The following is a 24,606-nucleotide window of genomic DNA, read 5'->3' as shown; positions in this document are numbered from 1 at the left end:
ATGTAGGTTTGAGTTTCTCACTTTTGTAGGAACTTGGCGTTAGTGATAGGAGTGGCATCCTTTTTAATATAGGAAATATCATTGCGAGGAGGAACGACGAAGCAATCTGTGTATTGTAAATATGAGTTGAAGTCATTTTTTTAAAAGACAATCGAAAAAAAGAATTGTTTAAAAAGATATAACGGATAGCACGACCGAAGGGAACGCCCTAATTGAATTTAGAATTATGAATTCAGAATTATGAATGTTGGATTGGTTGTCAAATAAACAAAAAAGGCAAAAAACGAAAAATATAAGAGCCGAGTAAGCAAGTCTCAATACTAATTACTCAATTCTCAATACTATAAAAAACATGAAAGTAACAGATCATATCGCGAAATCAGAAGGGAAAACATTGTTCTCTTTTGAAATATTACCGCCGTTAAAAGGACAAGATATCAAGTCAATTTTTGATAATATTGATCCGTTAATGGATTACAAACCACCATTTATTGATGTAACCTATCATCGAGAAGAATATACGTTTAAGGAGTTGGATAACGGTTTGTTGAAGAAACAAGTAGTGAAAAAACGTCCGGGAACGGTTGGAATTTGTGCGGCAATTCAAAATAAATATCAAGTAGACGCAATTCCGCATATTTTATGTGGTGGATTTACGAAAGAAGACACCGAAAATTTCTTGATCGATTTAGATTTTTTGGGAATTGATAACGTAGTGGCTTTGCGTGGCGATGCTGTAAAAAGTGAAACGTATTTTAAAGCAGAAAAAGATGGACATCGCTATGCTTCTGAATTGGTGAGTCAGATTCAAGACTTAAATAACGGAAAATATTTGGATGAAGAATTGCAAAACTCATCAAAAACAGACTTTTGTATTGGTGTAGCAGGTTATCCTGAAAAACATATGGAAGCGCCAAGTTTGGATTCGGACATTCATTTCTTAAAGAAAAAGATAAAAGCAGGCGCGGAATATATAGTAACGCAAATGTTTTTTGACAATCAGAAATATTTTGAATTTGTTGAAAAATGCCGAAGTGAAGGAATCACTGTGCCAATTATTCCAGGATTAAAACCCATTGCGACGCGCAAACAATTGAATTTAATTCCGCATCGCTTCAAAGTAGATTTGCCAGACGATTTGATTATGGCTGTTGTTCGATGTAAAGATAACAAAGCAGTACGCCAAGTAGGAATTGAATGGTGTACGCAGCAAAGTAAAGAATTGGTGGCGGCTGGTGTGCCAATTTTGCATTACTATTCTATGGGAAGATCTAGCAATATCAATGCGATTGCTAAAGAGGTTTTTTAAATTGCTCGCTTTATTATAAATTAAAAAGGTAAAGAGACTGTTTTAAGACTGTTTTTGCGTCATTCTGAGCTCGACTCAGAATCTCATTCTGTTAATTTCTAACTGTTATGCGAAACCGAATCAAGTTCGGTTTGACGAAATTTAGACTTTTAAAACAGTCTCTTTGTTTGTTATTTTTCTATAAGTTTCCTGTTCTATCAAAAATTCCACAGTTCCAACCACCGTCACAGGCAGTATAATCTAGCGTTTGGCACCAATTTACAGACTCACAAATATACACGGATTGCCATGGCTCATTTGTTCCTCCTTTAGCACTGTTTGCATTAAGAGTAGAAATAGCTGATTTCTTTAAGGCTAACTTTTTAATTGATCTTTTTTTCATGATTATGGTTTTTAGTTTGATTTAAAGTTAAGAAATAGCAGCAATAATTAGGTATCCTTTTACGGTACTAAAAGTATGTGTTCTCTGTATTAATAGGTATAAAAGGAAAGAGAGGAAATTAATTTCCTCTCTTTTGCTATACACTTGCATCTTATCTATTAGCAATCTTCGGTTCTCGGATTAACAAACCGTGTGTAAGATTTCCATCATAACTAGTAATACGATTGGTTTGACGAACAGTAATTAACTCATGTATATAATCAGAATTCCAAATCTGTCATAATGTTGGTTAAACACGACAGAAACAGATATGTTTTTTACAAACTTAAATAATTAACTCTTTTCATGGCTGTAATTTTTTAAGTCAGACAACAAACATAATTATCTATTATCTAAAAATTTTGATCTGTTGGGTAAGGATATATCTGACAGTTATATTCTCCTCTACATCTTGTGTAATCAATAGTGACACAAAAATCTTGAGATTCACATACAACCTGCGAAAGTCCAGTTCCTCCTTTTACAGCATTTGCATTAAGTTTTGAAACGGAAGCTTTTTTCAATGATAACTTTTGAATTGATTTCTTTTTCATGACGTTACTTTTTTGATTCATCATAAAATTATTAAAAAACGTCACAAAACAACGTTGGTTTTCCATTACTAGAAGTACGTGTTCGCTGTATTTAACATTTGTCATAAAAACAAAAAAAAAGAGGAATGCCTTAAATTCCTCTTTTCAACTAAACATAAAATCGATTATTTTTAGAAATCAGTTTTATAACTTTTATCAAAAATGACAAAAGTATATTTTTATTTATAGTATAGCGTATAGTCTATTTTATTATTATGGAAATTTTAAACTCGGAGAAATTTAAAATTAAATACTTATAGCGATACGCTTGTGAACATTTTTGGTAAAATGCAACAATGTGCAGGTTTTCCATTAATACCATTTGGTTATTGTAAAACTATTAAAAAACAATAAGTTACCAAGCAGGTTTTACACTACTTTCACTACGTGATTGCTGTATTTAGTTCTGAAAACGAAAAAAGAGAAATACAGATGTATTTCTCTTTAATGCATGTGATATTCAATAAACTAACGTTGCGGACTCGTATAAATCTGACAAATAAATTCTCCATTACATGCCGAATAATCGATAGTTTCACAGAAATTATAAGAAAGACAAAACTGTGTATCTCCTGTTCCTCCGACAGACTTATCTGCATTCAAATTAGAAATAGCAGCTTTCTTTAATTGTAACTTTTCAATGTTTCTTTTTTTCATGGGTATTTTTTTTTAATAAAAATTATCGTGCGTTTGTATCGTAAATTTGACAATTCAGTTCTCCGAAACAACGTGTAAAATCTCTTGTTTCACAAATATTTACTGACTGACAAAATAATGTTCCACCAATAGTTCCTCCTTTTAAAACTTCCGTATTTAAGATGGAGATAGAAGCTTTCTGTAACTTTAATTTTTTAATAGACTTTTTTTTCATGATTAATAAGTTTTGATTAACAATCCATTGTAAGGTACAATTGACAGCCAAATACGCCATTGCATGCTGTATAATCTATCGTTTCACAAATATTAATACTTATGCAAAATTCGTTTGCACTCTGTGCTGTTCCGCCAGACAATGCGTTGGTATTTAATTTTGAAATAGAAGCTTTCAAAAGTGCTAATTTCTTAATTGATTTCTTTTTCATGGGTATAGGTTTTTTAGTGATTCATAAATATATAAAAATGAAACAGTTACAATAAGTGGTTTTCCATTACTAGAAGTACGTGGATGCAGTAGTTAACATACATTTAGCCTAAAAAAATGGTCTTTTATCAATAAATGATGCGTTGAAAGATTAATTTTTAAAATATAACCTACATTTGTCAACGCAATGAAAAAAGTAGTTTTCCTCATATTTCTCTATTCGTGTTTTTGTATTGCTCAAGAAACGACTTCTAAAAAAGAACAATTACCCAAAGCGGCTACGATTGATATCAACTATTTTAGTGGAAACATTGCACGTCACAATGACGATATTCTACATTTAATCACAGGGCATCCAGAAGGTTTTATCATCAGTTACAACCAAAAAACCTTTGGCTATGACAATTGGTCACAATTTTACAACTATCCAGATTATGGAGTTTCACTAAGCTATCAAAACCTAAAAAATGAATTCTTAGGTAAAAATGTGGCACTATATGCACACTATAATTTCTACTTTTTAAAGCGAAATTTAATGTTGCGTATTGGACAAGGTTTGGCATATACTAGCAATCCGTACGACAAAGAAAACAACTTTAGAAACATCGCGTTTGGTTCGCGTTTTATGAGTAGTACTTATTTGATGCTCAATTATAAAAAGGAAAACCTATTTAAAAAGTTCGGAATTCAAGCAGGATTATCGTTCATACACTATTCCAATGCCAATGTAAAAGCGCCAAATACAAGTATCAATACACTTGCGCTAAATGTTGGTGTTACCTATAGCTTAGACGATACTTCTCTGATTGAATATCAAGAAAACGAATTCAAAGAAAGCTTTGCCGAACCAATAAAATTCAATTTTGTTTTACGTGCTGGAATTAATGAAAGTGACGCGATTGGAAGCGGACAATACGGTTTTACAGTAGTTTCTGCATATGCAGACAAGCGTTTGGGAAGAAAAAGCGCCATACAAGTCGGAACAGAAGTATTTTTCTCTAACTTCTTAAAAGAATGGATTCGATACCGATCAATTGCATTTCCAAACGGAGAAGTAGAAGGTGATGAAGATTTTAAACGTGTTGGTATATTTGTCGGACATGAACTATTTGTAAACAAACTATCAGTCGTCACACAATTAGGATATTACGCATACTATCCTGTCGATTTTGAAGGAAGAACCTATGTGCGTGTCGGAATGAAAAGATACTTCGGTAAAAAATGGTTTGCAGCCTTAACACTCAAATCGCATGCAGCCAAAGCAGAAGCCGTAGAAGTTGGCTTGGGAATCCGATTGTAACAAACTAAAAATAAAAGACTCTTTAAGATAGCAATCAAAAAACAAAAAGATGAAAAAGAGCATTTTATATAGTACAATATTAGTGTTTTTTCTCTGTCAATTCGGTAATGCGCAAATTGCAACAGAAGAAGAAACTAAAAAAAACAAACTTGGTTTTGAAGCAGAAGCTGAAAAATATCCGCTATTAAATGGAGTTTTATTTGGAGTTCACGGCGCAAGAGAAACCATGATTGAAATAGGATATTTTCAATACCAATGGGGAAATGCAGGTTATGGCGATGGCGGAAAAGGATATTCCATTTCAACAGAACATTATATCAATGATGATTATATCATTGCACCAAAAATAGCAGGGTTTTCAAATTTATGGGGAATCAACCTAGGCGCGGCAGCAGTTTGGTATTTTGATATGGAAAAAAATAACAGTTTTCGTGTACGACCAGAAATTGGCTATGGAACACGAACACTAAAATTAACATACGCTTTCAATATAGCAGTCACGAATAAAGATATGCCGAACGTGAGCAAACACATGATATCAGCAGTGTATTTTTTAAATTTTAATAAAAAATCACGTAAATCAAAGTAAAAATAATGAGAAAAACATACTTCACCTTCCTATTCATTGCGTTCATTTCTTGTGATAAAGAAGATGCGAACGACTGTTTTCAAGCTTCTGGAAGTATTATCACGGAAGAAGTACGTGTAAATGATTTCTCTAAAATTGAAGTTGGCGAAGGAATCAATTTGGTAGTAAAGGATGGTTTAAGTCAAGAAATTATCATAGAAACTGGCGCAAATCTTATCAATGATGTTGAAGCAACTGTCATAGACGATAAACTATTTTTAGCAGATAATAACGATTGTAATTATGTGCGTGAATACGGAATCACTACGATTTATGTAACTTCATCTAACATTACAGAAATACGAAGCAAAACACAATTTGAAGTGCGTTCCGACGGAATCTTGACATTTCCAAGTCTCACTTTAATCTCAGAAAACTTTACCAATGACAGTGCGGCTTCTGGGAATTTTAACTTACAAATTGAAAATCAGGAAGTAAATATAATATTCAATAACTTATCAAATCTGTTCATCTCAGGAACTACCAATACGTTTGATATCAACTTTCCAGGCGGAAACTCACGTGTAGAAGCAAAAGATTTTGCAGCAAATACAATTTCCATCTTTTCACGTGGAAGCAATGACATCATTATCAATCCGCAACTAGAACTTTCAGGCGACATCTACGGAACTGGCGATGTGATTGCAGTAAATCGTCCGACTTTAGTCACACTAACAGCGCATTACACAGGAAGTTTGATCTTTCAGGATTAGATTTTTTAGTTGTGAGAATTTAGAATTGAGTATTGAGAACTTTTAAACAACAAACAACAAACAACAAACAACAAACAACAAATAACGAATAACGAATAACGAAGTTAAAATGTTAAATCAGTTTCAAAGCACGAAACAGGTTAAAAAGAAGCAGATTATTTTACTGTGTTCGCAATGACGTTTTGAATCGGGTATTTGGTTTTGGGTAATAGGAATTGGTGTCGTAACAAGTCACTTTGAAATTACGAAGAACAAATCCACAAAAAACAAAAAAACACTAAAAGGCAAAGCCGCGTCTAAAAGCAAAGCGATCTAAGAGATTTCCGCCCAAGCGGAAACAAGTCTAAAAGCGAAGCGATTCTAAGCAGTCAACTCTCGAAACAAACTCTCCAAATTCTTATTCTTCTGATTAATTTGCAACGTCTTCAAACTATTGTCATGTGCAAAATCAAATACAGTTGGACGCATATCTTTAGAAGTATCAAAAGTAATTTCGTAGACCAAATCGCGAGTATTCACAACATTTACGACATGCGGAAGTTGCTCTAATAGCACATCTTCAATGCGATAATCAAATTCCACTTCAATTACCTGTTGTTGATCTTTTTGAAGTTTCGCTAATGTGGTATCGGCAACAATCTCTCCTTTATTAATAATAATCACACGATCGCAAATAGCTTCTACTTCTTGCATGATATGTGTAGAAAGAAAAATAGTTTTTTCCTTTCCAATCGAAGTAATCAAATTACGAATCTCTGTCAACTGATTCGGATCAAGTCCTGTAGTCGGTTCATCCAAAATCAACACTTCTGGATCGTGCAACAATGCATTTGCCAATCCGACACGCTGACGATATCCTTTAGATAATTCGCTAATCTTCTTGCGTGCTTCTGGCAACAAACCAGTCATTTCAATCACTTCATCAATACGAGATTTCGAAACCTTATACACATTCGCGTTAAACGCCAAATATTCGCGCACATGCATATCTAAGTACAGCGGATTGTGCTCAGGAAGATACCCAACACTCTTTTGGACATTGCGTGCGGCGGTTTTCGTATCAAACGCATTCACGCTAGCACTTCCTGAAGAAGCTTTCAAATACGTCGTCAAAATTTTCATCATGGTAGATTTTCCAGCACCATTTGGACCTAAAAAGCCAACAATTTCTCCTTTAGTAACTTGAAAAGAAACATTGTTCAATGCTTTCTGTTCTCCATAAATTTTTGTGATATTTTCTACTACAATTGACATAGACAGGAATTAATGAACCAAAATTACATAAATTTTTATCAGTATTTCTTAACTTTAAATCAAATAAAATCAAAAAACACGATAGATTATTGATAAAAACGTTTTTCTTCAAAAAATATTGGAAAACGATTTTGAATATTAAAATTAATCTATACTTTAGCTGTAACAAAATGAAAAACAACATGTTTAACGCAAACTATTTTTGGCAAGGATATTTTTACTTCTTTTACGGAAAGAAGCTGGAACTCCTTGTTATATAGTTAAATGTAGATAAACAGAAAACATATAAAGTAAGTTCCGAAATCATTCGGAACTTTTTTTTTGGAGTAAAATTAAAAGAGTGAAATTATAGATAACTAAAGTAAATTCAATTTAAAAAAAGTTTAGTTCGATATTTTTCTTTTCCGCAGTATAACAGGAATTTTTCGTTAAAAATTTTTGAAGCCTTGGAAAAAATTTAGAAAAATTCATGTGGTTTTAGTTTTTCCTAAAAAGAAAAACTAAAAATACCTCTGGAAAAGTTCCCTTTCTTTTGTTTCTTTTCTTTGGGTAAGCAAAGAAAACGAAAATAGAAGATGAAAAATGTGATTCGAAACAGAAGGCTTAAAATTAATGTAAGTATAAATTGAATTAATTATATAGAACTGAGGTTAATTTACATTTCATATGAAAACGAAATGGTTTCTGTTTGAAAACAAAACTAAAGAAAATAAAAAAGTGCAATAAATTGAAGAATTAAGTAAATGAAACAAACCATTGCCATACAAGGAATTCAAGGTTCCAACCATCACAAAGTAGCACAAGCGTACTTCGGAAACGAAGTGCAACTCGACGAATGTCTATCTTTTGATGCATTGATAGCAAGTTTATTACAAGAAAAAAGTGAGTACGCCATCATGGCAATTGAAAACACGATTGCAGGTTCTATCATTCCCAATTATGCGCTGATTGATGCCAACAATATTCACATCAACGGAGAATTCTACCTAAACATTCAACATCAATTAATGGCATTGCCCAACCAAACCATTCAGGATATCAACGAAGTCTGTTCGCATCCAATGGCACTTTTACAATGCAAAGAATTCTTCAAGCAATATCCACATATCAAATTGGTAGAAGATGTAGACACAGCTGCGGTTGCACAAAGAATTCAAGAGCAAAAACGAACGGGAATAGCAGCAATTGCAACCAAAATGGCGGCAGAATTATTTGAGTTAGAAATACTCTCAGGCGAAATTCAAACCATCAAAACCAACATGACACGTTTCGTCATTCTCCAAAAACAACAACCCAAAAACGGAATCGATCAAATTGACAAAGCATCCTTGCGATTTGAACTCGATCACAAAAGGGGAAGTCTCGCAACCGTACTCAATGTTATGAGTGATTGCAAACTCAATCTCACTAAAATACAATCATTACCCATCATTGAAACACCTTGGAAATATGCTTTCTTCGTAGATGTTACCTTCGAAAACTATGAAGATTACACCAAAGCCATTTCCGTATTGGAAATCATGACAACAAGCTTAAAAATCTTAGGAACTTATAAAAATCGACGAAACGCATGATTCCTGCAAAACGCATACATACTGTTGAAGAATACTACTTTTCGAGAAAACTGCGAGAAGTAAGAAGCCTAGTAGCCAAAGGAAAACCAATAATCAATCTTGGAATTGGAAGTCCCGATTTGCAACCGCCAACCGTTGTGGTAGATGCACTTGAAGCAAGTTTACACGACGAAACCGCACACAAATACCAAAGCTATCAAGGAATTCCTGAATTGCGAAATGCCATTGCAGACTTCTATCAAAAAAATTACCAAGTTTCGCTTGACGCAGCTACGGAAGTCTTGCCACTCATGGGAAGTAAAGAAGGTATCATGCACATATCAATGGCGTACTTAGATGAAGGTGATGAGGTATTAATTGCCAATCCGGGTTATCCAACGTACACTTCGGTCACGAAACTCTTGGGCGCAATTCCGAAATATTACGATTTAGATGCAGAAAGCGATTGGTTGCCAAACTTAGAAAAATTAGCAAAAGAAGATTTAAGCAAGGTAAAACTCATGTGGATCAACTATCCGCACATGCCAACAGGCGCAAAAGCAAGCAAATCGTTCTTTAAAGATATCATTACGTTTGCAAAAAAACATGAAATTCTCATCATCAACGACAATCCATATAGTTTTATCTTAAATGATGAACCCTTAAGTATTTTGTCGATAGAAGGAGCAAAAGATGTGGCTTTAGAGCTAAATTCACTCAGCAAATCGTTCAATATGGCTGGTTGGCGTACAGGAATGGTCATGGGAAAAGCAAGACACATTCAGCATGTGCTCAAAGTAAAAAGCAATATGGATTCTGGAATGTTTTATGGAATTCAAAAAGGAGCTATCAAAGCATTAGAACGTTCTAGCGATTGGTTTACAACGCTCAATAATATATATGAAAAACGGCGTAAACTCATTTGGGAATTAGCGACCAAACTGCACTGTAAATTTGATGCAGAAACTTCAGGAATGTTTGTATGGGCAAAATTACCCAAAGAAAATACGCTCAGTTCGGAAGCTTTCGTCGACAAATTACTCTATGAAAAAGACGTATTTATCACGCCGGGAAGCATTTTTGGCACACAAGGCGAAGGATATGTGCGTTTCTCGCTCTGCGTTACAGAAGAAAAAATAAAAGAAGTCATCAACAGAATAGAAGCATAACAAAATGAACGTATACATCATCGGAATCGGACTCATTGGCGGAAGCATGTCACTAGACATTCAGGAACATTATCCTGAAGCAACCATCTATGGTATTGATATAAACGATGCACACTTGGAAGAAGCACTGCAAAGACAGCTCATACATCAAAAAGCAACACGCTCAGAAGTGCAAAATGCAGATATTGTCATCATCACAATTCCCGTACATGTCTCTATTGATGTTATTTCGGAAGTTTTAGCGACAATTAACGACAATACATTGGTGATCGATGCAGGTTCAACCAAAGAAAAAATCTGCGAAAGCATTGCAACGCATCCAAAACGCAGAAATTTTTTGGCAGCGCATCCAATTGCAGGAACAGAATTTTCAGGACCATCGGCAGCCATCAGAGGACTATTTCAAGGGAAAACAAACATCATTTGCGAAGTAGAAAAAACGGCGTTTACCTTGCAAGAAAAAGCGTTGGAATTGTTCAAAAACTTAGGCATGCGCATTCGATATATGGACCCAAAATCGCACGACAAACACATTGCCTATGTATCGCATTTGTCACACATAAGCTCGTTTATGCTAGGAAAAACGGTCATTGAAAAAGAAAAAAACGAACGCGATATATTCGATTTAGCAGGAAGCGGATTTGCGTCTACAGTACGTTTGGCAAAAAGTTCGCCAGCGATGTGGACACCAATATTTGAGCAAAACAAAACCAATGTCATTGAAACGCTCGACGAATACATTGCCAACTTACAGGAATTCAAAACCCTGATGTTGCAAGACAATTTTGAAGGAATCTATGAAGAAATGGAAAACACAAATCACATAAAAAAAATATTAAACGGAATAAAATAAAAACAATTTGGGCGTTTCCCTAACGGGTCAGGCTTTCGGCAGTCGCTCTCTACGAGGAGCTCCAACACAGCCTGCGCTGAGCGCAGTCAAAATGCCTCAATCCTTAACGCACATCAAAGATTACTGAGCGGAGTGGAAGTAAACGCGGAACTTCCTAAGAAACTGGGAAACAACAAATGCTAGCGTGAGTTTCCGAACTCGTGTCGATAATCAAGTTAAATAACAGATAACAAATAACGATAAACAAAATAAAAGAAGTTTAAAAAGTTGATAAGTTTATGAGCTTACGTTTTGATTTAAAAAGAAGTGTAAACATTTTACGAATAACGAATAACGAATAACGAATAACGAATAACGCTTCGACAGGCTCAGCGTAAACCAATAACACACATCAAACAGCGAATAACGAATAACAAAAAATAAATCATGGAAAATAAAAAAGAACTAGGAAACTGGCTAAATGCCTTCGGGTTAGAACATCCACTTGTCATTGCAGGACCTTGCAGTGCAGAAACAGAAGATCAAGTACTAAAAATTGCACACGAACTCAAAGACACAGATGCAACTGTACTTCGTGCAGGAATATGGAAACCGCGTACACGTCCAGGAAACTTTGAAGGTGTTGGCGCACTCGGACTCAAATGGTTGCAAAAAGCCAAAGAAGAAACAGGAATGATGACGGCAACTGAAGTTGCCAATGCCACACACGTACGTTTAGCCTTAGAACACGATATTGATGTATTATGGATTGGTGCACGATCCACAGTAAGTCCATTCATCGTTCAGGAAATTGCAGATGCGTTAAACGGAACCGACAAAATCGTCTTGGTAAAAAATCCTGTAAATCCAGATTTACCATTATGGCTTGGTGCTGTAGAACGCTTACATGCTGCAAACATTGCAAAATTGGGTGTGATTCACAGAGGATTTTCAACCTACGAAAAAACACGTTACCGAAACAATCCAGAATGGCAAATTCCAATTGAATTACAAAATCGTTTTCCAGATTTGCCATTAATTCTCGATCCGTCACACATTGCAGGACGTAGAGACATCATTTTTGATATCTGTCAAACGGCATTAGACTTAAATTATGACGGTTTAATGGTAGAAACACATTACGATCCTGATAATGCTTGGAGTGATGCCAAACAACAAATTACGCCAAAGCGATTGGTGGAAATCATGGAAGATTTAAAAATTAGAAAGGCAACAGATACCGAAGCAGACTATAGAAATGCACTCAACACATTACGTACACAAATTGATGTCATAGATCATCAATTGATCGAAATGTTAGGAAAACGTATGAAAGTAGCTGATAAAATTGGAGTCTTGAAAAAAGATAAAAACGTTGCCATTTTACAAACAAGACGTTGGAATGAAATTCTTGGAAAAATGATTCTTGAAGGAGAACAAAATCAACTTAGTGAAGAATTTGTATTACGCATCTTTAAGGCAATTCACCAAGAATCAATCAATCACCAAAAGAAAATTATTAATAATTAATGCTAAATTGGGTAACATTGGCTAGATTTTTGTAACTACATAGTATAACATTAAAACCATTATATTATGAAAAAAGAGAAGTCAATTGCTAGATTTAGTATGACAAAAAGTAAAGTAGCTAAGCTAAACTATTACAATGTAGTTAGTGCCGTAGGAGGTTTAGCCTCGGGATCAGATTATAATGCTTGTAATCCTCCGCGGACGATGGTTTCTTGTTACAGTCCGTGTAAGGAAAATGCAACCGCTCGCTGCGTGAGTCGTTTTTGCTGAGTACTAATTAAAAGCGCGCCAACTGGCGCGCTTTTTTTATGACTAAAAATTTCTAGCAAAGAATTCCGTTGCTTTCCTCACATCCAATACAGATGGAACGGTACCAACTATCCATTGGATTTTCTTCTGAAGGTTGTTCACTAGGGTTTTCACATGCCCAACCCGAAAGGCCTCCTTTTAAAGCTGAGGTGTTAAATTCAGCAATAGATTTTTTGTTTAATTGTAGATTTTTTAACTGTAGTTTTTTCATAATAGTTATAGTTTTTAAATTTATTAATAACTCAAAGCAACAAAGATTAGCTTGACTAAAAAAGAAACACCATTGACGGTTTATAAACGAGCGGTAAATTGTTGTTTTATAGGTAAATAGGTTGCTGATGGTTTATAAAAACGAGATAAAATAATTTTTATAATTCAAAAAAATGAGAGATTTACAAAGAATCGCATATTCGTTAAAAAGCTGTCACATAACCTTTTGTTATTTTAAGAATAATCTTGATCTTTGCAGGAATGATAGGAACTGTTTATAAATCTACGGGAAGTTGGTATTTGGTGAAAACCGAAGAAGGAAAAGAATATGAATGTAGAATTAAAGGAAAGTTCAGGCTTAAAGGCATTAAAAGTACCAATCCTATTGCGGTTGGTGACAAAGTAAACTTCACGCTCGAAACAAACAATGACGTAGAAACAGGAATTATTGATGAGATCTTTGATCGTAAAAACTACATTATTCGAAAATCGGTCAACCTTTCCAAACAAACACATATCATCGCGGCAAATATCGATCAGGTTTTTTTACTAATAACGATCGACAATCCGCCAACGTTTCCAAGCTTTATAGATCGTTTTCTAGTTACCGCAGAAGCCTATTCGATTCCGTGCGTATTAGCATTTAATAAAATTGATTCCTATACTGAAATTGAACGCAGAGCTGAAGTCATGTATCTCAAAGATATATACGAAAACATCGGCTATGAGTGTATTGAAATATCTGCCAAAGAGCAAAAAAATGTAGACGCCATTAAAGAACGAATGAAAGGCACAGTAAGCATGTTTGCAGGGCATTCTGGTGTTGGGAAATCTACCTTAGTCAACGCAATCGCACCCGAATTAAACCTAAAAACCAAAGAAATCTCAGAGCAACACAAACAAGGGCAACACACAACCACTTTTGCCGAAATGTTCGATTTAAAGTTTGGTGCAAAAATCATTGATACGCCAGGCATCAAAGGTTTTGGAATTGTAGACATGGAAAAGGAAGAAGTAGGTGATTATTTCCCAGAATTTTTCGCGCTTAAGAACGAATGTAAATTCAATAATTGTATTCACATTGAAGAACCAAAATGTGCCATCAAAGACGCAGTAGAAGAAGGCGAAATCGCTTGGTCGCGCTACAAAAGTTACCTGCAAATCATAGAAGGTGACGAAAATAGTTACCGCGTTGACGAATTCAAAGATCAGTAAATTACATGAAAGCAGTCATTCAAAGAGTCTCAGAAGCAAGCGTTACAGTCAATCAAGAAAAAGTAGCCAATATTGGTCATGGTTTGCTTATTCTTCTTGGAATTGAACACGAAGACACACACGAAGACATCGTTTGGTTGTCAGCCAAAATTTCCAAACTTCGCATCTTCAATGATGAAAACGGTGTGATGAATACTTCCTTAATCGACACAAACGGAGAGGTAATTGTCGTAAGTCAATTTACGTTGCACGCAAGTACCAAAAAAGGAAATCGACCAAGTTACATCAAAGCAGCAAAGCCAGAAATTTCCATTCCGTTGTACGAAGCATTTGTGGCACAACTTGAAAAGGATATTCAAAAAAAGGTGCAAACGGGCATTTTTGGAGCCGATATGAAAGTAGCGTTACTCAATGATGGTCCCGTAACGATTATCATCGATAGTAAAAATAAAGAATAATACGACGTTTATTAACTTTACATTACGCTTATTAACTTTCTTCTTTGCGAATAAATTACTTTTAGTATATTCGTAGCATATTCCCCCCGAATATAAAAAACACACACAAAGTATGCGCATAAAATTAGTCGCGATTGCTGTTTTTTTACTCACATCTTTTGGAGTAAAAGCGCAAGACGATCTCACAAGTTATTTAACACTTCCACCAACACTTAAAAAAAACGCAAATGCAGTTGTTCGACTAAGCGAAACAATTGTAAATGTAAAAGCCGTCAACGATTTAGAAATTTCTCAAAAACGTGTCGTTACGGTCTTAAACGAAAACGGAATCAATAAAATTGGTGCTGTCGTTTGGTACGACAATAACATTCGTGTCAAAAATGCAGAAGTTAGAATCTATGACAAATACGGAAAGCAAATTAAAAAAGTCCGAGAGCGAGATTTTGAAGATGTCAGTGCCGTTGATGGCGGAACCATGTATTCAGATTCGCGTGTAAAATATATGGACTATACACCGATAGAATATCCTTTCACGGCAGTATTTACGAGTGAAGTTCAAACAGAAAACACAGCAAATTTACCAAGTTTCAATCCTGTGAATTACTATGTTGGAATTCAAAAAAGTCGTTACAAAATCACTTATCCATTAGCATTTACATTACACAAAAAAGAACTCAATCTAGAAAAATTTGGTGTCATTAAAGATGAAAAAGAAGGCTCATTGAGCTATATTTTAGAAGATGTTCCTGGAATAAAGCCTGAAGCGTTAAGTCCGTCAGATGCTGAAATAGAACCAAAAGTATTCTTTGCGCTAAACAAATTTAACTATGATGGCGTTACAGGCGAAATCAACAATTGGGAAGAATTTGGCTCGTGGATGTATCACAATTTGTTAACAGGTCGTGCTACGGTTGATGCAGCAACAAAAGCTAAAATTGAAAGTATGGTTGCAGGAATTACTTCCGATCGTGAAAAAGCCAAAATTATCTACGAATTTATGCAAAACAAAACGCGCTACATCAGTGTGCAAGTAGGTATTGGAGGTTTTCAGCCAATTCCAGCAAATGAAGTAGACAAAGTTGGTTATGGCGATTGTAAAGGACTCACGAACTACATGATGGCACTTTTGCAAATTGCAGGAGTAGAATCTTATTACACACATGTAGAAGCAGGAAATGAAATCGTTGGTTTTTATGATGATTTTGCTTCGCTAGCACAAGGAAATCACGTCATTCTAAACATTCCGAATGATGGTGAAGATATCTGGTTAGAATGTACAAGTCAAAAAGTACCTTTTGGTCATATTGGCGACTTTACAGACGATAGAAACGTGTTGGTTATTACTCCTGAAGGTGGAAAAATAAAGCATACAAAAAAATATACTACTGACGAAAACTTACAAGAAACTACAGGTTCTTACACTTTAGATGCTAACGGAAACATCAATGCAAATGTTACGATCAAAACACAAGGAATTCAATATGATAGACGCTATTACTTAGCAGATTGGTCTGATGTAGAAAAAGACAAACGTTACAAAAAATACTTTCAAACAGTTAACAATGTAAACATTGACGAAATCAAGCTTGAAAACGACAAAGAAAACATCACATTTACTGAAAAAATAAAATTTAATGCAGATGCATACGGAGTTATTACGGGCGATCGTATGTTATTTGCGCCAAACGCATTCAACAGAAGTACCAGTATTCCTGATCGTTACCGAAATCGTAAATTCCCGCTAGAAATTCAGCGTGGTTATTATGATACGGATGATTACGAAATCAAACTACCAGCAGGTTTTGCCATCGAAGCAATTCCTAACAATGTCACCTACGATACCAAATTTGGAAGCTATACATTTACCATTACAAAAAAGGGCGATCAAACCCTACAATACCAAAGAACCATTAAAATAAAAGATGGTTTGTATCCAAAAGAAGACTATAAAAACTATCGAAAATTTATCAAAAAAATAGTCAAATACGACAGCTCTAAAATTGTATTAGTCAAAAAATAAACACCTAACATAATAATAACAATTACACTCATATGAAAAAATATATACTATTTGCTTTTGCATTGGTATGTTTTATGACAATCCATGCGCAAGAAGTGAAATTCGGAGACATTCCAAAAGAAGCTTTAGAAGAAAAACAACATCCAAAAGATCCAGAAGCTGCTGCTGCGGTACTCTATGAAAGAACATACCTAACCACACGATATATACAAGGACAAGGATTTCAAATAGAAACCAATGTGCACAAGCGTATCAAAATATATAACAAAGATGGTTTTGAATATGCCACACACTACATTCCACTTTACAAAGGAAATGGCGAGCGCGAAAAAGTTGCAGGACTCAAAGCATACACATACAATCTAGAAAACGGAAAAATAAAAGATACCAAACTAAGAAAAGATGGAATCTTTAAAGAAAAGCGTTCGGAATATATAGATGTGGAAAAAATTACCATGCCAAATGTAAAAGAAGGCTCTATTGTAGAATATAAATACAAAATGATCTCTCCATATTTGCAGAATATCAACGAAATTCAGTTTCAATATGACATTCCTGTAAATCATATCGAAGTTGTATTTGAAGCACACGAATATTTTACGTATAAAAAGCATTACAAAGGATATTTTAGACTTACTCCAAAAGAAACAAGTCGTTCAGGAAAAATTACAATTACAGGTAGTTCGCGAAGTGGTTTTGCAGTTAATAAAACAACTTTTAGTAGAGACGAAATTGACTTTACATACAACATCTCCAAATTTGATCTAAAAAATATTCCAGCACTAAAAGAAGAAAGTTTTGTAAGCAACATTGAAAACTATCGCAGTGCGGTAAAATTTGAATTGGCACAAACACAAATGCCAAACAGCATTCCAAAATACTTAGCAAAATCGTGGGATGATGTGGTAAAAACAATCTACAGAAGTGAAGCCTTTGGTGGACAACTTGAAAAATCATCTTACTTTAAAAGTGATATTGATGGTTTGGTAGCTGGAGTTTCTGGCGATATGAAAAAAGCGGCAATGATTTACAACTACGTTCGTAACAAAATAAAATGGAACGGAAACTATGGGAAATATACTGACTTAGGAGTTCGTAAAGCATACAAAGAGAGTACAGGAAATGTAGCCGATATGAACTTAATGCTCACAGCAATGTTACGTCATGCAGGTGTAAACGCAAATCCTGTCATATTAAGCACACGCGGACACGGAATAAAAATGTTTCCAACCTTAAACGGATTCAACTATGTAATCTGCGCCATTGAAGTAGAAGATGCTGTAATCTTACTAGATGCAACAAACTATTATGGAGAACCAAACGTATTACCATTGCGCGCACTCAACTGGTCTGGAAGGCTGATTCGTAAAGACGGAAGTTGGAACCAAATCAGTTTAATGCCAAGAAATGCTGCTTTGCGCAACACATCAGTAAGTTTAGCATTAGACGAAAACGGAGATGTTTCTGGAAAACAACGTACACAACTTACGTCACATTACGCATTAAACTTTAGAGAAATCTATACACAAGCTGATAAAGAAGACTATCTAGAAAAACTAGAAAACAGTATTGAAGATATTGAAATTGATGAGCATAGTGTAAAAAATGTAAAGAAAATAGGAAAGCCAGTTTTAGAATCGTACTCATTTACAAAAGAATCACAAGCAGAAGTGATAGGAGATAAAATTTACTTCTCACCTTTATTCTTTATGGGAACGGCAGAAAATATTTTCAAAGCGGAAGAAAGAGTATATCCGGTAGATTTCGGATATCCGTGGAAACGAAAAATAATGATGAACATTCAATTGCCAGCAGGTTACGAAGTAGAATCCATGCCAGAAGCTACTGCGGTAAAAATGCCAGGAAATTTAGGAACATATTCATACAACATTTCCAAAACACCAACGGGAATCAGTGTGGTAATGATGAAAGAAATCAATTCATCTGTTATTACACCAGACAAATACGGCGCATTGCGTGAATTCTATAAAATGTTGGTTGAAAAAGAAAAAGAAAAAGTAGTGCTAAAGAAAATATAATTCGCTGAAAAGCCATATTTTTACAAGAAGCTGTCTGAAAAGTTTCTAGAAGCGTCATTTTGGACTTGATATTGAAATAAATTCTGTACAGGTTCCGAAATCTCATCAAGTTTATTTTTAATTAATATGAGAAATCAAACGACGAATTTCTAATTTTTCAGGCAGTCTCTTTTTACATAAAAAAACGCAGTCTTATGAACCTAAAAGCAGCACAACTTGACGTTGATAATTGGATAAAAGAACATGGAGTTCGCTATTTCAATGAACTCACAAACATGGCACAACTCACAGAAGAAGTTGGAGAAGTAGCACGTATCATTGCCAGACGTTATGGAGAACAAAGTGAAAAAGAAAGTGACAAAAACAAAGACTTAGGCGAAGAATTGGCAGATGTTGTTTTTGTCGTCTTATGCTTGGCAAATCAAACAGGAATTGACTTGCAGGAAGCATTCGACAAAAAAATGGACAAAAAAACTAAACGCGATCATGATCGTCATCACAACAACGAAAAATTAAAATAAAAACATACGTTTTTACGCGAATCTAAACGAACAACCTGCGTCATTCTCAACTTGATTCAGAATTACCTCGAAGTGACGCTACGAACAAAATACAGTATAATGAACATAAAGCTTCAACAATCAACACTTCAAAAACAATCAAAAATTGCCATTACAGGTTCCAAAAGTGAATCCAATCGGTTATTACTCTTGCAGGCTTTATATCCAAATATCAGCATCAAAAACATTTCCAATTCTGATGATGCTACCTTGATGCAAAAAGCATTACAATCTGCGGATTCAGTAAAAGACATTCATCACGCAGGAACTGCCATGCGTTTCCTAACGGCGTATTATGCAACACGAAATGGACAAGAAATTACGCTAACGGGTTCGTCTCGTATGCAAGAACGTCCCATCAAAATATTAGTAGAAGCACTAGGACAATTGGGCGCAGACATTCAATACACCAATAACGAAGGTTATCCGCCATTGCAAATAAAAGGGCAGCAATTACAAGGAAATCTAGTGACGCTTGATGCAAATATAAGTAGTCAGTACATCTCTGCATTACTACTAATTGCGCCAACATTAAAAAATGGATTAACGCTTACGCTGAATGGAAAAATCACGTCGGTTCCATACATAAACATGACGCTTTCTTTATTGAACGAACTTGGTGTAGAAACCAATTTTGAAGGAAACACCATCACTGTTGCAAAGTTTGAAGCAACAAATGAAGCAAAAACCTTTACGGTAGAATCAGATTGGAGTTCGGCGTCGTACTTTTACAGTTTAATCGCTTTAAGCGGAATTGGAACAAGTATCGAACTTTCATCCTACAAACAAGACAGTTTGCAAGGAGATTCATGTTTGGCGGAAATTTATACAAAATTTGGTGTAGAAACAACATTCAAAAACAACACAATCACGCTGACCAAAACGCATGAAGCAACACAGGAAACCATTACGCTCGATTTAAAAAACGCGCCAGACATTGCACAAACCATTGCAGTCACGGCTTTCGGATTGCAACTATCTTGTGAAATGATTGGTTTACACACGTTAAAAATCAAAGAAACCGATCGTTTAGTCGCACTCAAAGTGGAGCTAGAAAAACTTGGTGCTTCTGTAGATATCACAGATGCATCCTTATATTTACACAAAGCAAGTACCATTAACAAAAACATTTCCATCGCTACTTATAAAGATCACCGAATGGCAATGGCATTTACACCATTGGCTTTGCGTGTTCCTTTACAAATAGAAAAAGCCGATGTGGTATCTAAATCCTTCCCAGATTTTTGGAGAGATTTGGAAAATATTGGTATAGAAATGACAGAAATCTAAAAAAACTCCCTAAATACTTGACAACGCCTATTTTGAGATTGTATATTTGCGGTTCTTAAAAAAATAACTTAAAAGACTTATGGCAAAAAAGCTATCGCATTTCAATTTTGACCTTCCTGAAGATTTATTAGCCGAATATCCTTCTGAACACAGAGATGAAGCACGTTTAATGGTGTTAAATCGTGAAAAACAAACCATAGAGCACAAAAAATTCAAAGATTTAGTGGACTATTTCGATGAAGGTGACGTAATGGTATTAAACAACACGAAAGTATTTCCTGCAAGACTATTTGGAAACAAAGAAAAAACAGGAGCAAGAATTGAAGTCTTTTTATTAAGAGAATTAAATGAAGATCAGCGTTTGTGGGATGTTTTAGTTGATCCTGCACGTAAAATCAGAATCGGAAACAAACTATATTTCGGAGAAGACGAAAGTTTAGTCGCTGAGGTCATTGATAATACAACTTCAAGAGGTCGTACGTTACGTTTCCTATACGACGGTTCGTACGAAGAATTCAGAACAAAATTAGGTGAACTTGGACAAACGCCACTTCCAAAATACATCAAAAGAGATGTTGAGCCAGAAGATGAAGAACGTTACCAAACCATCTATGCAAAAGAAGAAGGAGCCGTTGCCGCACCAACAGCAGGTTTACACTTCTCAAAACACTTATTAAAGCGTTTAGAAATTAAAGGAATCGACTTTGCTGAAGTTACACTACACGTAGGACTAGGAACTTTTAATCCTGTAGAAGTAGAAGACTTATCAAAGCATAAAATGGATTCGGAAGAATTAAAAATTGAAGCACCAGCCGTAGCAACTGTAAACAATGCAAAAACGAGAAAACAACGTGTTTGTGCTGTAGGAACAACAGTAATGCGAGCATTAGAAAGTTCTGTTTCTTCAGATTTAACATTGAATGAATATGAAGGTTGGACAAACAAGTTCATCTTTCCTCCATACGAATTCAGTATTGCAAACTGTATGATTACAAACTTTCATACACCAAAATCAACACTATTAATGATGGTTTCAGCCTTTGCGGGTCACGAATTTATCCTTAAAGCGTACGAAGAAGCAATCAAAGAAGGATATCAATTCTACTCTTACGGAGATGCAATGTTAATTCTATAAAAAGAAAACACATAAAAACATATTCAAAATCCTGTCTTTGGCAGGATTTTGTTTTTTCAGAAAATTGATCTTTCACTATTTATAAATCAGGATGTCTCTAAATAACTATTTAACGTGAGTTCGACGTAAGAATTTTAGTTTGAAACAATTCTTTTCCGCAGTATAGCAGGAGTTTTTCGTTAAAAATTTTCGAAGCCTTGGAGAAATGTTAATTCATGAACTCCATAACTGAAAATAGAGCATGGTGAACTAAAATTTAGAAAAATTCATGCGGTTTTAGTTTTTCCCTAAAAGAAAAACTAAAAATACCTCTGGAAATCAAAGATTCATGAGTTCCATAATTGGAAATAGAAATCATACGAACTAAAAGTTCCCTTTCTTTTGTTGATGCCTGTGCTGAACTTGATTCAGTATTCTTTGGGTAAGCAAAGAAAATGAAAATAAAACCTTAAAAATGAATTATATAGCAGAATTATTTTTAAAGTTACTATAAATGTAAATTGAATGATTTATATCTAACTGACGTTATTTACACAAGATTCCTAACCAAAAACACATGTAGTCTTCAATGAGGGTTGTTTTTTGCTACATTTAAAAACTGAAGAATACAACTCAGTAACAACAAAGTATTGTGTATATTCTCAACAAGTCAACCTAAAAATATCACTCTATGAAAACAAGTATTCTCAATATAATCTGCTGTATGCTAATTACAAGTGTTGCATTTGCTCAAAATAGAAACAATCAAATTCCTGTGCTAAAAGTCCAACCTAACAGTACGGTTGCGTACTCAGGAAATTTAGCTAATGGAAAACAAATTGCCGATTTATCTTGGGCAGCAAACAGTAGTGTAGCTTGTTTTCCTGCGACTAAAAATCAAAAATTTTCTGGAAATCATGTTTTCTACACGACAACAATTCCGAAACGATCAGAAATGTTTATCAAGGTTATTCCGAAAAACAAAAAACAAAACTTTAGTCTCTATGCATATCAAGTTGGCGCGGCAAATAATCAATTACCACCAAATTTGAGTAGTTGTGTTACCTGTGAAGCAGATTATAAATGGGATTACAAACGACGTGGAAAAACACAAGATCACACACGACAAGTTCACTTAAACGCCATCAACAATCCATACAAAGTTGTGATTGTAGTAGTTGGTGCAGAAGGTTTGACTAGTGGCGATTTTACCTTAGAAATAAAACTCAATGGTGGAGAAGAAATGATAGCGATGACTTCCGAAGTTAAAGTCACAAAAATTATAACCAAAGGTGCAATTACTACCGTAAATGGAAACCTGAACAAAGGTGGTTTGATTCAAGATTTATCTTGGGCAGCAAACAGTAGTGTGGCTTGTTTTCCAGCAACTCAAAACAAAAAATTCAGAGGAAATCATGTCTTATATGAGACGACGATTCCGAAATATTCAGAAATGTTTATCAAAGTCATTCCAAAAAATAAAAATCAGAACTTTAGTCTCTATGCATATCAAGTTGGCATAAATAACGAACAATTGCCACCAAAACTGAGCAGTTGTGTTACGTGTGAAGCAGATTACAAATGGGATCGAAAATGGCGTGGAAAAACCCAAGATCATACGCGAAAAGTACGCGTAAATGCCATCAATCGTTCGTATAAAATTGTCATTGGCGTAGTTGGTGCAGAAGGAGTAACGGAAGGTGACTTTGATTTGGAGATTGAAATTAAAAAACGATAACATGTAGTTTTCCCTACTTTCAATTGCTTCTTTTCTAAATGAATATATATTGACACACTAACAATTCAAAACTCACAAATTCTCCCTATTTTTGCAGCATGAAGCAAGCGGTAAAAAAAGACATTCGTGCATTAAGCAAAGAACAACTTCGTGATTTTTTTGTATCAGAAGGAGACAAAGCTTTTCGTGGAAATCAAGTCTATGAATGGTTATGGCAAAAAGGCGCGCATAGTTTTGACGATATGACAAATATCTCAAAAGAAACGCGTAAAATGTTAGAAGAAAACTTTGTTATCAATCACATTCGTGTGGACAAAATGCAACGCAGTAATGACGGAACCATCAAAAATGCCGTACGCTTGCACGATGGACTTGTGGTAGAATCGGTTTTAATTCCGACAAGTACACGAACAACCGCATGTGTATCGAGTCAGGTAGGTTGCAGTTTGGATTGTAAATTTTGCGCTACGGCGCGATTAAAACGTATGCGAAATCTAAATCCTGATGAAATCTACGATCAGGTAGTTGCTATTGATCGCGAAAGTAGATTGTATCATGGAAGACCGCTGTCAAACATTGTATTCATGGGAATGGGTGAACCATTGATGAATTATAACAACGTACTAAAAGCGATCGAAAAAATCACTTCAGAAGAAGGTTTAGGAATGTCGCCAAAAAGAATTACAGTTTCCACTTCGGGCGTTCCAAAAATGATAAAGAAAATGGCAGACGATGAAGTCAAATTCAAACTTGCCGTTTCTCTACATTCAGCGATAGACGAAGTCCGAACGGAAATTATGCCTTTCAACGAACACTTTCCGCTAAAAGATTTAAAAGAAGCATTGACGTATTGGTACGACAAAACTAAAAACAAAATTACGTATGAATATGTAGTTTGGGATGGAATTAACGATCAGCAAAAAGACATCAATGCGTTGGTGAAATTTTGTAAAGATGTTCCGAGTAAAGTCAATCTTATCGAATACAATCCAATTGACGATGGACAATTTCAACAGGCAAGTAACAAAGCGATTGATCGATATGTAGATTCACTAGAACAAAACGGAATCACTGTCACAGTAAGGCGTTCTCGTGGAAAAGACATTGACGCAGCTTGTGGACAATTGGCAAATAAAGAATAAGTTCTTTTAGTTTTGAGAAGTTAGTATTAAGCACCAAGAAGCTTCTCTTGTTACAAAAAACCTTTTCAATTGTTCAATCTTTTAATCTTTCAATCAAAAAAATAAAAAAGCCTTCAAAGAAAAACTTC

24 protein-coding genes are annotated in these 24,606 nt (G+C 34.9%); 17 read left to right on the top strand and 7 right to left on the bottom strand.

All coding sequences use genetic code 11. The features are described 5' to 3' along the window. The first annotated feature begins 352 nt into the window (after window positions 1-352). Window positions 353-1,309: a methylenetetrahydrofolate reductase [NAD(P)H] gene (metF, locus tag KAOT1_RS12055; RefSeq protein WP_007095097.1), complete on the top strand. Its 957-nt coding sequence runs from the start codon at window positions 353-355 to the stop codon at window positions 1,307-1,309. A gap of 178 nt (window positions 1,310-1,487) precedes the next feature. On the opposite strand, the gene KAOT1_RS12050 is transcribed toward metF, so the two are convergent. The 5 genes from KAOT1_RS12050 to KAOT1_RS22370 form a co-directional block, all read right to left on the bottom strand. Further along, window positions 1,488-1,691, bottom strand: coding sequence for a hypothetical protein (locus KAOT1_RS12050; RefSeq protein ID WP_007095096.1), 204 nt, complete (start codon window positions 1,689-1,691; stop codon window positions 1,488-1,490). Between the two features lie 392 nt (window positions 1,692-2,083). After that, entirely contained in the window at window positions 2,084-2,284 is a 201-nt protein-coding gene (locus tag KAOT1_RS12045) for a hypothetical protein (protein WP_083777340.1), read from the bottom strand. 507 nt (window positions 2,285-2,791) lie between these two features. Beyond that, complete coding sequence (locus KAOT1_RS12040; RefSeq protein ID WP_007095094.1) at window positions 2,792-2,980, bottom strand: hypothetical protein; 189 nt, start codon at window positions 2,978-2,980, stop codon at window positions 2,792-2,794. Window positions 2,981-3,002: 22 nt separating this feature from the next. Then, a complete protein-coding gene (locus KAOT1_RS12035) occupies window positions 3,003-3,194 on the bottom strand; it encodes a hypothetical protein (protein ID WP_007095093.1) in 192 nt (63 codons plus the stop codon). Window positions 3,195-3,210: 16 nt separating this feature from the next. Beyond that, window positions 3,211-3,405, bottom strand: coding sequence for a hypothetical protein (locus KAOT1_RS22370; protein ID WP_007095092.1), 195 nt, complete (start codon window positions 3,403-3,405; stop codon window positions 3,211-3,213). A gap of 186 nt (window positions 3,406-3,591) precedes the next feature. Here KAOT1_RS22370 and KAOT1_RS12030 point away from each other — a divergent pair, with 186 nt between their 5' ends. Genes KAOT1_RS12030 through KAOT1_RS12020 form a run of 3 tightly spaced genes read left to right on the top strand, consistent with a single transcriptional unit; the run spans window position 3,592 to window position 6,045 of the window. Then, window positions 3,592-4,704: an acyloxyacyl hydrolase gene (locus KAOT1_RS12030; protein WP_007095091.1), complete on the top strand. Its 1,113-nt coding sequence runs from the start codon at window positions 3,592-3,594 to the stop codon at window positions 4,702-4,704. 49 nt (window positions 4,705-4,753) lie between these two features. Then, window positions 4,754-5,293: a hypothetical protein gene (locus tag KAOT1_RS12025; RefSeq protein WP_007095090.1), complete on the top strand. Its 540-nt coding sequence runs from the start codon at window positions 4,754-4,756 to the stop codon at window positions 5,291-5,293. A gap of 5 nt (window positions 5,294-5,298) precedes the next feature. Continuing rightward, window positions 5,299-6,045: a head GIN domain-containing protein gene (locus KAOT1_RS12020; protein ID WP_007095089.1), complete on the top strand. Its 747-nt coding sequence runs from the start codon at window positions 5,299-5,301 to the stop codon at window positions 6,043-6,045. Window positions 6,046-6,405: 360 nt separating this feature from the next. Here the strand turns inward: KAOT1_RS12020 and gldA are convergent, their stop codons facing one another. Then, on the bottom strand, window positions 6,406-7,299 hold the full coding sequence (gldA, locus tag KAOT1_RS12015; RefSeq protein ID WP_007095088.1) for a gliding motility-associated ABC transporter ATP-binding subunit GldA: 894 nt from the start codon (window positions 7,297-7,299) through the stop codon (window positions 6,406-6,408). A 743-nt stretch (window positions 7,300-8,042) separates the two neighbouring features. On the opposite strand from gldA, the gene KAOT1_RS12010 reads away from it, so the two are divergent. From KAOT1_RS12010 to KAOT1_RS11995, 4 genes are all read left to right on the top strand, one after another. Further along, the gene (locus KAOT1_RS12010; protein ID WP_007095087.1) at window positions 8,043-8,873 is read left to right on the top strand and encodes a prephenate dehydratase; all 831 of its coding nucleotides are present in this window, start codon (window positions 8,043-8,045) and stop codon (window positions 8,871-8,873) included. Next, window positions 8,870-10,021: a pyridoxal phosphate-dependent aminotransferase gene (locus KAOT1_RS12005; protein WP_007095086.1), complete on the top strand. Its 1,152-nt coding sequence runs from the start codon at window positions 8,870-8,872 to the stop codon at window positions 10,019-10,021. The genes KAOT1_RS12010 and KAOT1_RS12005 overlap by 4 nt, the downstream gene beginning before the upstream one ends. 4 nt (window positions 10,022-10,025) lie before the next feature. Further along, on the top strand, window positions 10,026-10,874 hold the full coding sequence (locus tag KAOT1_RS12000) for a prephenate dehydrogenase (protein WP_007095085.1): 849 nt from the start codon (window positions 10,026-10,028) through the stop codon (window positions 10,872-10,874). 426 nt (window positions 10,875-11,300) lie between these two features. Further along, window positions 11,301-12,383, top strand: coding sequence for a bifunctional 3-deoxy-7-phosphoheptulonate synthase/chorismate mutase type II (locus KAOT1_RS11995; RefSeq protein WP_007095084.1), 1,083 nt, complete (start codon window positions 11,301-11,303; stop codon window positions 12,381-12,383). A gap of 322 nt (window positions 12,384-12,705) precedes the next feature. On the opposite strand, the gene KAOT1_RS11985 is transcribed toward KAOT1_RS11995, so the two are convergent. Further along, window positions 12,706-12,903, bottom strand: a complete 198-nt coding sequence (locus KAOT1_RS11985; protein WP_007095082.1) for a hypothetical protein — start codon at window positions 12,901-12,903, stop codon at window positions 12,706-12,708. 260 nt (window positions 12,904-13,163) lie between these two features. Here KAOT1_RS11985 and rsgA point away from each other — a divergent pair, with 260 nt between their 5' ends. The 9 genes from rsgA (at window position 13,164) to rlmN (ending at window position 24,478) form a co-directional block, all read left to right on the top strand. Beyond that, the gene (gene rsgA, locus KAOT1_RS11980) at window positions 13,164-14,117 is read left to right on the top strand and encodes a ribosome small subunit-dependent GTPase A (RefSeq protein WP_007095081.1); all 954 of its coding nucleotides are present in this window, start codon (window positions 13,164-13,166) and stop codon (window positions 14,115-14,117) included. Window positions 14,118-14,122: 5 nt separating this feature from the next. After that, the gene (gene dtd / locus KAOT1_RS11975; protein WP_007095080.1) at window positions 14,123-14,575 is read left to right on the top strand and encodes a D-aminoacyl-tRNA deacylase; all 453 of its coding nucleotides are present in this window, start codon (window positions 14,123-14,125) and stop codon (window positions 14,573-14,575) included. A gap of 112 nt (window positions 14,576-14,687) precedes the next feature. Continuing rightward, entirely contained in the window at window positions 14,688-16,595 is a 1,908-nt protein-coding gene (locus KAOT1_RS11970) for a DUF3857 domain-containing protein (RefSeq protein WP_007095079.1), read from the top strand. A 32-nt stretch (window positions 16,596-16,627) separates the two neighbouring features. Beyond that, window positions 16,628-18,634 carry a DUF3857 domain-containing protein gene (locus KAOT1_RS11965; RefSeq protein ID WP_007095078.1) on the top strand — a complete coding sequence of 669 codons (2,007 nt, stop codon included), beginning with the start codon at window positions 16,628-16,630 and terminating at the stop codon, window positions 18,632-18,634. 194 nt (window positions 18,635-18,828) lie between these two features. Further along, on the top strand, window positions 18,829-19,155 hold the full coding sequence (locus tag KAOT1_RS11960) for a nucleotide pyrophosphohydrolase (protein WP_007095077.1): 327 nt from the start codon (window positions 18,829-18,831) through the stop codon (window positions 19,153-19,155). A 99-nt stretch (window positions 19,156-19,254) separates the two neighbouring features. Beyond that, the gene (locus tag KAOT1_RS11955; protein ID WP_007095076.1) at window positions 19,255-20,484 is read left to right on the top strand and encodes a 3-phosphoshikimate 1-carboxyvinyltransferase; all 1,230 of its coding nucleotides are present in this window, start codon (window positions 19,255-19,257) and stop codon (window positions 20,482-20,484) included. Window positions 20,485-20,563: 79 nt separating this feature from the next. Further along, a complete protein-coding gene (gene queA / locus KAOT1_RS11950) occupies window positions 20,564-21,619 on the top strand; it encodes a tRNA preQ1(34) S-adenosylmethionine ribosyltransferase-isomerase QueA (protein ID WP_007095075.1) in 1,056 nt (351 codons plus the stop codon). Window positions 21,620-22,289: 670 nt separating this feature from the next. Next, window positions 22,290-23,336: a hypothetical protein gene (locus tag KAOT1_RS22560; RefSeq protein WP_157560118.1), complete on the top strand. Its 1,047-nt coding sequence runs from the start codon at window positions 22,290-22,292 to the stop codon at window positions 23,334-23,336. 98 nt (window positions 23,337-23,434) lie between these two features. After that, on the top strand, window positions 23,435-24,478 hold the full coding sequence (rlmN, locus tag KAOT1_RS11935; protein ID WP_007095073.1) for a 23S rRNA (adenine(2503)-C(2))-methyltransferase RlmN: 1,044 nt from the start codon (window positions 23,435-23,437) through the stop codon (window positions 24,476-24,478). Window positions 24,479-24,606 lie beyond the last annotated feature (128 nt).

The organism is Kordia algicida OT-1 (assembly GCF_000154725.1).
GTDB classification, from domain to species: domain Bacteria; phylum Bacteroidota; class Bacteroidia; order Flavobacteriales; family Flavobacteriaceae; genus Kordia; species Kordia algicida.
Note: the sequence above shows the minus strand (reverse complement) of the source record. Positions and strands in the feature narration are given on the sequence as shown.

Bases quoted from the DNA above. Each gene is read 5' to 3' on its own strand.
- queA (WP_007095075.1), top strand. From the start codon at position 20,564: ATGGCAAAAAAGCTATCGCATTTCAATTTTGACCTTCCTGAAGATTTA.
- rlmN (WP_007095073.1), top strand. From the start codon at position 23,435: ATGAAGCAAGCGGTAAAAAAAGACATTCGTGCATTAAGCAAAGAACAA.
- KAOT1_RS11985 (WP_007095082.1), bottom strand. From the start codon at position 12,903: ATGAAAAAACTACAGTTAAAAAATCTACAATTAAACAAAAAATCTATT.
- KAOT1_RS12020 (WP_007095089.1), top strand. From the start codon at position 5,299: ATGAGAAAAACATACTTCACCTTCCTATTCATTGCGTTCATTTCTTGT.
- KAOT1_RS11955 (WP_007095076.1), top strand. From the start codon at position 19,255: ATGAACATAAAGCTTCAACAATCAACACTTCAAAAACAATCAAAAATT.
- KAOT1_RS12050 (WP_007095096.1), bottom strand. From the start codon at position 1,691: ATGAAAAAAAGATCAATTAAAAAGTTAGCCTTAAAGAAATCAGCTATT.
- metF (WP_007095097.1), top strand. From the start codon at position 353: ATGAAAGTAACAGATCATATCGCGAAATCAGAAGGGAAAACATTGTTC.
- rsgA (WP_007095081.1), top strand. From the start codon at position 13,164: ATGATAGGAACTGTTTATAAATCTACGGGAAGTTGGTATTTGGTGAAA.
- KAOT1_RS11995 (WP_007095084.1), top strand. From the start codon at position 11,301: ATGGAAAATAAAAAAGAACTAGGAAACTGGCTAAATGCCTTCGGGTTA.
- KAOT1_RS11965 (WP_007095078.1), top strand. From the start codon at position 16,628: ATGAAAAAATATATACTATTTGCTTTTGCATTGGTATGTTTTATGACA.
- KAOT1_RS12005 (WP_007095086.1), top strand. From the start codon at position 8,870: ATGATTCCTGCAAAACGCATACATACTGTTGAAGAATACTACTTTTCG.
- KAOT1_RS12000 (WP_007095085.1), top strand. From the start codon at position 10,026: ATGAACGTATACATCATCGGAATCGGACTCATTGGCGGAAGCATGTCA.
- KAOT1_RS12010 (WP_007095087.1), top strand. From the start codon at position 8,043: ATGAAACAAACCATTGCCATACAAGGAATTCAAGGTTCCAACCATCAC.
- KAOT1_RS11970 (WP_007095079.1), top strand. From the start codon at position 14,688: ATGCGCATAAAATTAGTCGCGATTGCTGTTTTTTTACTCACATCTTTT.
- KAOT1_RS11960 (WP_007095077.1), top strand. From the start codon at position 18,829: ATGAACCTAAAAGCAGCACAACTTGACGTTGATAATTGGATAAAAGAA.
- KAOT1_RS22560 (WP_157560118.1), top strand. From the start codon at position 22,290: ATGAAAACAAGTATTCTCAATATAATCTGCTGTATGCTAATTACAAGT.
- KAOT1_RS12040 (WP_007095094.1), bottom strand. From the start codon at position 2,980: ATGAAAAAAAGAAACATTGAAAAGTTACAATTAAAGAAAGCTGCTATT.
- KAOT1_RS22370 (WP_007095092.1), bottom strand. From the start codon at position 3,405: ATGAAAAAGAAATCAATTAAGAAATTAGCACTTTTGAAAGCTTCTATT.
- KAOT1_RS12025 (WP_007095090.1), top strand. From the start codon at position 4,754: ATGAAAAAGAGCATTTTATATAGTACAATATTAGTGTTTTTTCTCTGT.
- KAOT1_RS12035 (WP_007095093.1), bottom strand. From the start codon at position 3,194: ATGAAAAAAAAGTCTATTAAAAAATTAAAGTTACAGAAAGCTTCTATC.
- gldA (WP_007095088.1), bottom strand. From the start codon at position 7,299: ATGTCAATTGTAGTAGAAAATATCACAAAAATTTATGGAGAACAGAAA.
- dtd (WP_007095080.1), top strand. From the start codon at position 14,123: ATGAAAGCAGTCATTCAAAGAGTCTCAGAAGCAAGCGTTACAGTCAAT.
- KAOT1_RS12045 (WP_083777340.1), bottom strand. From the start codon at position 2,284: ATGAAAAAGAAATCAATTCAAAAGTTATCATTGAAAAAAGCTTCCGTT.
- KAOT1_RS12030 (WP_007095091.1), top strand. From the start codon at position 3,592: ATGAAAAAAGTAGTTTTCCTCATATTTCTCTATTCGTGTTTTTGTATT.